The sequence below is a fragment of the Salinicola sp. RZ23 genome, assembly GCF_003206675.1.
Lineage (GTDB): Bacteria > Pseudomonadota > Gammaproteobacteria > Pseudomonadales > Halomonadaceae > Salinicola > Salinicola endophyticus.
The window spans coordinates 281,414-287,444 of the sequence record NZ_PZJK01000006.1 but is presented as its reverse complement, the minus strand read 5'-3'; the positions used below and the strand labels follow the sequence as shown (position 1 = coordinate 287,444).

General features: G+C 65.2%; 7 protein-coding genes. 3 read left to right on the top strand and 4 right to left on the bottom strand.

The annotated features are described in order from the left end of the window. Positions 1-290 precede the first annotated feature (290 nt). Positions 291-491: a hypothetical protein gene (locus DOM67_RS06160; RefSeq protein ID WP_110674766.1), complete on the top strand. Its 201-nt coding sequence runs from the start codon at positions 291-293 to the stop codon at positions 489-491. 142 nt (positions 492-633) lie between these two features. Here DOM67_RS06160 and DOM67_RS06155 read toward each other — a convergent pair whose 3' ends face one another. The 3 genes from DOM67_RS06155 to DOM67_RS06145 form a co-directional block, all read right to left on the bottom strand. Then, positions 634-1,461 carry a TIM44-like domain-containing protein gene (locus tag DOM67_RS06155; protein ID WP_110674765.1) on the bottom strand — a complete coding sequence of 276 codons (828 nt, stop codon included), beginning with the start codon at positions 1,459-1,461 and terminating at the stop codon, positions 634-636. Positions 1,462-1,597: 136 nt separating this feature from the next. Continuing rightward, the gene (gene yaaA / locus DOM67_RS06150; protein WP_110674764.1) at positions 1,598-2,380 is read right to left on the bottom strand and encodes a peroxide stress protein YaaA; all 783 of its coding nucleotides are present in this window, start codon (positions 2,378-2,380) and stop codon (positions 1,598-1,600) included. A 115-nt stretch (positions 2,381-2,495) separates the two neighbouring features. Then, positions 2,496-3,533: an NADP(H)-dependent aldo-keto reductase gene (locus DOM67_RS06145; protein WP_110674763.1), complete on the bottom strand. Its 1,038-nt coding sequence runs from the start codon at positions 3,531-3,533 to the stop codon at positions 2,496-2,498. A gap of 288 nt (positions 3,534-3,821) precedes the next feature. Here DOM67_RS06145 and DOM67_RS06140 point away from each other — a divergent pair, with 288 nt between their 5' ends. Further along, entirely contained in the window at positions 3,822-4,337 is a 516-nt protein-coding gene (locus DOM67_RS06140; protein WP_110674762.1) for a tetratricopeptide repeat protein, read from the top strand. Positions 4,338-4,458: 121 nt separating this feature from the next. Next, positions 4,459-4,956, top strand: coding sequence for a hypothetical protein (locus DOM67_RS06135; protein ID WP_232825155.1), 498 nt, complete (start codon positions 4,459-4,461; stop codon positions 4,954-4,956). 99 nt (positions 4,957-5,055) lie between these two features. On the opposite strand, the gene DOM67_RS06130 is transcribed toward DOM67_RS06135, so the two are convergent. After that, entirely contained in the window at positions 5,056-6,021 is a 966-nt protein-coding gene (locus DOM67_RS06130) for an NAD(P)H-quinone oxidoreductase (RefSeq protein ID WP_110674760.1), read from the bottom strand. Positions 6,022-6,031 lie beyond the last annotated feature (10 nt).

Below are 6,031 nucleotides of genomic sequence, written 5' to 3'. Positions count from 1 at the left end.
CCAGGCGCTGTGAACCTCCCCTGGGTTGCCGCACCCCGCATCGACTTATCCCCACCCCTGTTATCGAGATTTGGTGGCGACCGCCTGTGGATAGTTGGCTGGTGCTGGCCGGATCGTATTTGACCCGATCCCACCAGAATCGGCGCTGACGCCATTTGCCGACAGTGATCTGCATCTTTTCGCTTATCGCGGAGGAAATGGGGAAGGCGTCTCCTCATGCTGGATGAGGCAGACGTTAGCGACTATCTTGTTAGGGTCATACATGGAGTCGTATCCAAAGGAGTGTTGATATGCGTTCTGATCTACTGAAAAAGATGGCCATGGCGATGATGCTGGGCATGATGGCGTTCGGCGTCGTAGCCTGCGACAACGATGATGGTCCGGCCGAAAAAGCGGGTGAATCAGTGGACAATGCGATGGATGACGCCGGGCAGGCAGTGGAAAACACCGGTGAAAACATCCAGGACAAGGCCGAAGACGCCAAGAATTGACGTCACGCGTCAGCGCTGAAGTCGAGAAAACAGGAAAGCACCCCTGATTGTCATAAAGCGCTGACATGGTGGTGAGCAAAAAAGCGGTAAATAAAAAACCGGGCCCCAGGGCCCGGTTTTTTGTTGTGCAGAATCGGTGTCGTTAGACGGCGGCGTTCTGTTCGATACCCTGAACATACCAGGGGGCACCATCACGCAGCGCGCGCTTGAGGTGCCAGGTTTCGTTGAACTCGGTCTCTTCGCCGTTCTCCTCCAGCACGCCGTGGAACAGTACCGTGGCTTCGGCATCGCCCTGGAGTTCCTGCACGCTGCCCAGCTCGACGAACAGGCGCACGATCTCGGTGCGGTTGTTGGCCGGCTGCGCCATGCGCTCCGCCTTGAGCAGGTTGTAGAGCTCGGGCGTCACGTACTCCTGGATGCGCTCCAGATCGTTGTTGTCCCAGGCCCGCTGCAGGGTCATGAAGTGCTCCTTGGCACCCGCCAGGAAACGTTCGCGATCGAACCACGCCGGCTCGCTGGCGATACCTGCACCGCCGGTCGATCCACCGGTGGAGAAAGGCATCGGCTGCGCCGTATGCGCGTCGCGCTGGGCAGCGTGACCCTCACCGGCATTGGCATGGGCGTGCCGTCGCCGCGCCGCCAGGAAGCGGAAGGCGATGAACAGCACCACGGCGATCAGCAGCAGATCGAGCATACGAATGCCGTCGAAGGCGCCACCGAAGAAGAGCGAGGCGAGCAGGCCGCCGGCGAGCAGGCCGGCCAGGGGGCCTGCGAAGCGCGACAGCCCCGGGCTCGGCTGTCGTGGCGGCGTCGTGGCGCTGCCACGGGCGGGGGCGGTGGCTGGCTGCTGGGCCGAGCGCGAGTAGGAGCCGAAGCTCTTGGCGCCGCCGAAGCGCTTGGCCTCGGCGTGTTCCACGGCGGCTGTCATGCCGAGCATGCCGACCAGCAGCATGATGAAGAGGTTGCGCATGGCATATCTCCTGAGGGGGGAAGCGGATCTCGTCGACTTTTCAGACAAAGCCTGGAGGCCCGGTCACTGCCCCTATTGTCTCAACATTGCATGAATGGGAGCTGAACGGATGCTGCATCCGGGGTGAAGCGTCGACTCAATCGCGATCCTGCTCGCGGCGCAGGAAGACCGGCTGGCCCGGCTTGGATTCCTCGGCCGCATAGCGATAGCCGGCGACATCGAAGTCGGTCAGCGCGGCGGGTGAGTCGACGCGTTCGCGAATCAGCCAGGCGGCCATCAGGCCACGCGCCTTCTTGGCATAGAAGCTGATGATCTTGAACTGACCGCTCTTCTCATCCTTGAACACCGGCGAGACGACATCCGCCGCGAGCCGCTTGAGATCGATCGCCTTGCTGTACTCGTTGGAGGCGAGGTTGACCAGGGTGGCGCTGCCGCTCTCGGCGATCGCTGCGTCGAGGTCGCGGGTCAGCCGATCACGCCAATAGGTGTAGAGATCCTTGCCGGCCGGATTCTCGAGTCGGATACCCATCTCCAGGCGATAGGGCTGAATCAGATCCAGCGGTCGCAGCAGCCCGTAGAGGCCGGAGAGGATGCGCAGGTGCGACTGGGCGAAGGCGTTGTCGGCGGCGCTGAAGCTGGCCGCTTCCAGACCCACGTAGACATCGCCCTGGAACGCCTGGGCGGCAGGCTTGGCGTTGTCCGGGGTGAATGGCGTCTGCCACTCGGCGTAGCGTGCCGCATTGAGCCCGGCCAGCTTGTCGCTGATGCCCATCAGCTCGGAGAGCTGCTGGGGCGAGTAGCCGCGGAGAATCTCGATGAGCTCGCGGCTCTGCTCGAGATAGTCGGGGCGCGTGACCTCGCTGGTGGTCGCCGGGGTCTCGAAATCCAGCGTCTTGGCCGGAGAGATGATGCTGAGCATGGCATAGGTTCCTTGTCGAGCGGCAGGGGCGCGGAGGCGATGACGGGGGCGACGCGGGCCGCACTGAACTGTATATCCGCCCAAGTACGATCCGCGTCAGCGTCCCGGTGAGCATTCAGGGGCAGGGGTTGGAGATCCGACGGTGCACCGCTTCGATCTCCTCCATGACCTCGGCAGAGAGCGTCAGCTGATCACTGGCGAGATTGGACTCCAGCTGGGTCAGCGTGGTGGCGCCGATGATATTGCTGGTGACGAAGGGCTGCGCGGTGACGAAGGCCAGCGCCATCTGCGCCGGGTCGATGGCGTGGCGGCGGGCGATCTCGACGTAGGCTTGGGTCGCCTCCTTTGCAATATCGGAGGTGTAGCGAGAGAAGCGCTCGAACAGCGTCAGGCGGCCATCGGCCGGGCGTTGTCCATCCAGGTACTTGCCCGAGAGCACGCCGAAGGCCAGCGGTGAATAGGCCAGCAGGCCGACCGCTTCGCGATGGGCGATTTCGGACAGGCCGACCTCGAAGCTGCGGTTGAGCAGATTGTAGGGGTTCTGCACGCTGGCAACGCGCGGCAGCCCCAGGGTATCGGCGAGGTGGAGGCAGCGCATTACACCCCAGGGGGTGTCGTTGGAGAGCCCCACGGCGCGAATCTTGCCGGCGTCGAGTGCCTCCTTGAGCGCCCCCAGGGTCTCCTCCAGCGGAGTGGCCTCGCTGTCGTCACCCGGCACATAGCCTAGCTGCCCGAAGCAGTTGACGTGGCGATCGGGCCAGTGCAGCTGATAAAGGTCGAGATAGTCAGTCTGCAGGCGCGCCAGGCTGGCATCGAGTGCCTGATGAATCTGCTCGCGGGTATGGCGCGGGCCACCACGCAGATGCTCCATGCCGCGGCCGGCGCCGGCGGCCTTACTGGCGATGATCAGGTCGTCACGTCGACCGCGCTGCCGGAGCCAGCTGCCGATATAGGCTTCGGTGCGCCCCTGGGTCTCCGCCTTGGGCGGTACCGGGTACATCTCCGCGGTATCGATGAAGTTGATCCCGGCGTCGATGGCGCGATCGAGCTGCTGGTGGGCCTCCTGCTCGCTGTTCTGCTCGCCGAAGGTCATGGTGCCGAGGCACAGGCGCGAGACCTGCATATCGGTCTTGCCGAGTGGGCGTCGTTGCATGTTGCGCTCCCATCAGGGCCCTCGGACGAGGGCCGAAAAGACGACTGAAAATCGTATGTTACTGGGGCCTTTCGGGGGCGGCAAACGCCACCCTGTCGGCGGGGGTTGAGTCGGCCATCGGGGAGGCGTATGCTTGCGGCCTTTCGCCGCCGGGCACCCCCCGGGCAGGCCTGCAGCAAGTCGATTCCGACGTCGTTAACAACCGTGTTGTCGCAGAACAAAGATGCGTCCAGATCGACAGGTTTACCGAGCCGCTAACGGTCTTCGTCATCAAGGTCACTGTCAGTTATGCCACAGACGTTCTCTTTCCTGACGCGCTTCGAGTTTCGTCTCGCCTCCGGACTGTGCCACACGCGCTGGATGACCCGCTCACCCGGCAAGCAGCGGCTGATGCTCAAGTGGTTCAAGCGCTGTGCCGATGCCGGCCATCTGCCGGCGCGTTCGCTCTACGGTCGCGTGTTGCTGGCGCGCGGCGTCTCGCCCCAGGACAAGTCCACCGGCGCACGCTATGTGCTGCAGGCCGCGCAGGAGGGCGACAGCCACGCTCAGTTCCAGGCCGGATGTCTCTACGAATACGGCTGCAATCAGTACCAGCCCAACGAACACCACGCGGTGACCTGGTATGCGCGGGCCGGCGAGAACGGCCATCACCAGGCTGCCGAGCGGCTGGCGCAGGCGTATCTCGGCGGTGAGCTGGGGCTGGCGCAGGATCCGGCACGGGCCGAGGCCTGGGCCCAGTATGCCGATCATCTCGCCGGCCAGACCCTGCTCGAAGCGCCGCAGGCCGCGCCGCTGACGCATTGACCCCCGGCGGCGCCTGCCGGTGCCGCGTCCGGTCGGGGTGAACTCCCGCGCCAACACTGTCATGATGACGCCACACCGGCGTCGCCAGATGCGACGGCATCATGAAGAGGGAGTCCACCCCGTGTCGCTGCCTGTCCTTTTAGACATCGAAGCTTCGGGCTTTGGCCGTGGCAGCTACCCCATCGAGGTTGGCCTGGCCAGGGCCGACGGCACGCGCTGTGCTTTCCTGATTCAACCCGCGGACACCTGGACCCACTGGGACGCCAAGGCCGAGCTGCTGCATGGCATCTCGCGGGCGCGGCTGATCCGTGAGGGCTATCCGGCAGTCGAGGTGGCGCGCTGGCTCAATGACGAGCTGGCCGAGATCGGCGTTGCCTACAGCGACAGCTGGGGTTACGACAACACCTGGCTGGCGCTGCTCTTCGACCAGGCCGGCATGCTGCCGCGCTTCCGCCTGGAGGCGCTGCGCCGGCTGCTCTCCGAGGCGCAGATGATGCTCTGGCGCGAGACCAAGGAGCAGGTAGTGCACGACTACGACATCCGTCGCCACCGCGCGGGAGACGATGCCAGGCTGCTGCAATTGACCTACAGCGAGACCCTCAGGCTCGCCGCCGAGTGAGCCACCCGGCGGCGCGGTGGGGCCGGGTTCGCGTCTGGGCGAACGCCGTCCCTTTCAGACATGACGCCTTTTCAGGCATGACTCCTTGTCAAACCCGGCCTAAGCGCTGACCCGCAGCAGTACCTTGCCGATATTGGCGTTGTCATCGAGATGCTGGAGAGCGCTATCCGCTTCCTGGATTGGCCAGCTCTCGGCGATCAAGGGCTTGATCTCACCGCTCGCGAGCTTGGGCCACACCTGGGCGTGCAGGGCGTCCAGAATCGCTCCCTTGGCCTTGGGTGAACGCGAGCGCAGGGTCGAGCCGATCACGCGCTGGCGCTTCATCAGCATGCGTCCGAGATCGAGCTTCGCGTCCATGCCGCCCATCAGTCCGATCAGCACCAGCCGGCCATCGGCGTTCAGCACCGCCAGGTCCTGCTCCACGTAATCGCCGCCGACCGGGTCGAGGATCATGTCGGCACCGCCCCACGCCTTGACCGCCTCGACGAAGCTGCCGTCGTGGCGATTCCAGCCGGCGTCGGCGCCCAGGCGACTGCAGGCGTCTAGCTTCTCCTGACTCCCCGCGGTGACGAAACAGGGGTTGCCGAAGGCGCGGCAGAGCTGGATCGCCGCGGTGCCCACCCCGCTCGCAGCGGCATGCAGCAGGATCCGCTGGCCGGTCTGGGCTGCGCCTTCCATGTAGAGATTGAGCCAGGCGGTGGCGAATACCTCCGGCAGTGCCGCCGCCTCACGCAGGCCCAGATTGGCGGGAATCGGCAACACCTGTGCCTCGTCCACCACCACCTGCTCGGCATAGCCGCCGCCGGCCAGCAGCGCGCAGACCGCGTCGCCGCGGCGGAAGCGTTCGACCCTGGGCCCCACCTCGACGATGGTGCCGCTGACCTCCAGCCCGGGAATGTCCGGGGCGCCCGGCGGCGGCGGGTACTTGCCGGCGCGCTGCATCAGATCGGCGCGGTTGACCCCGGCCCAGGCCACCTCGATACGCACCTCTCCAGCCCCTACCGGGCCGGGTGCTTCATGTTCGCGCCAGACCAGGCGCTGCGATTCGATGGCGATCGCGTGCATCGGTGTGCTC

Bases quoted from the DNA above. Each gene is read 5' to 3' on its own strand.
- DOM67_RS06160 (WP_110674766.1), top strand. From the start codon at position 291: ATGCGTTCTGATCTACTGAAAAAGATGGCCATGGCGATGATGCTGGGC.
- DOM67_RS06155 (WP_110674765.1), bottom strand. From the start codon at position 1,461: ATGCGCAACCTCTTCATCATGCTGCTGGTCGGCATGCTCGGCATGACA.
- yaaA (WP_110674764.1), bottom strand. From the start codon at position 2,380: ATGCTCAGCATCATCTCTCCGGCCAAGACGCTGGATTTCGAGACCCCG.
- DOM67_RS06145 (WP_110674763.1), bottom strand. From the start codon at position 3,533: ATGCAACGACGCCCACTCGGCAAGACCGATATGCAGGTCTCGCGCCTG.
- DOM67_RS06140 (WP_110674762.1), top strand. From the start codon at position 3,822: ATGCCACAGACGTTCTCTTTCCTGACGCGCTTCGAGTTTCGTCTCGCC.
- DOM67_RS06130 (WP_110674760.1), bottom strand. From the start codon at position 6,021: ATGCACGCGATCGCCATCGAATCGCAGCGCCTGGTCTGGCGCGAACAT.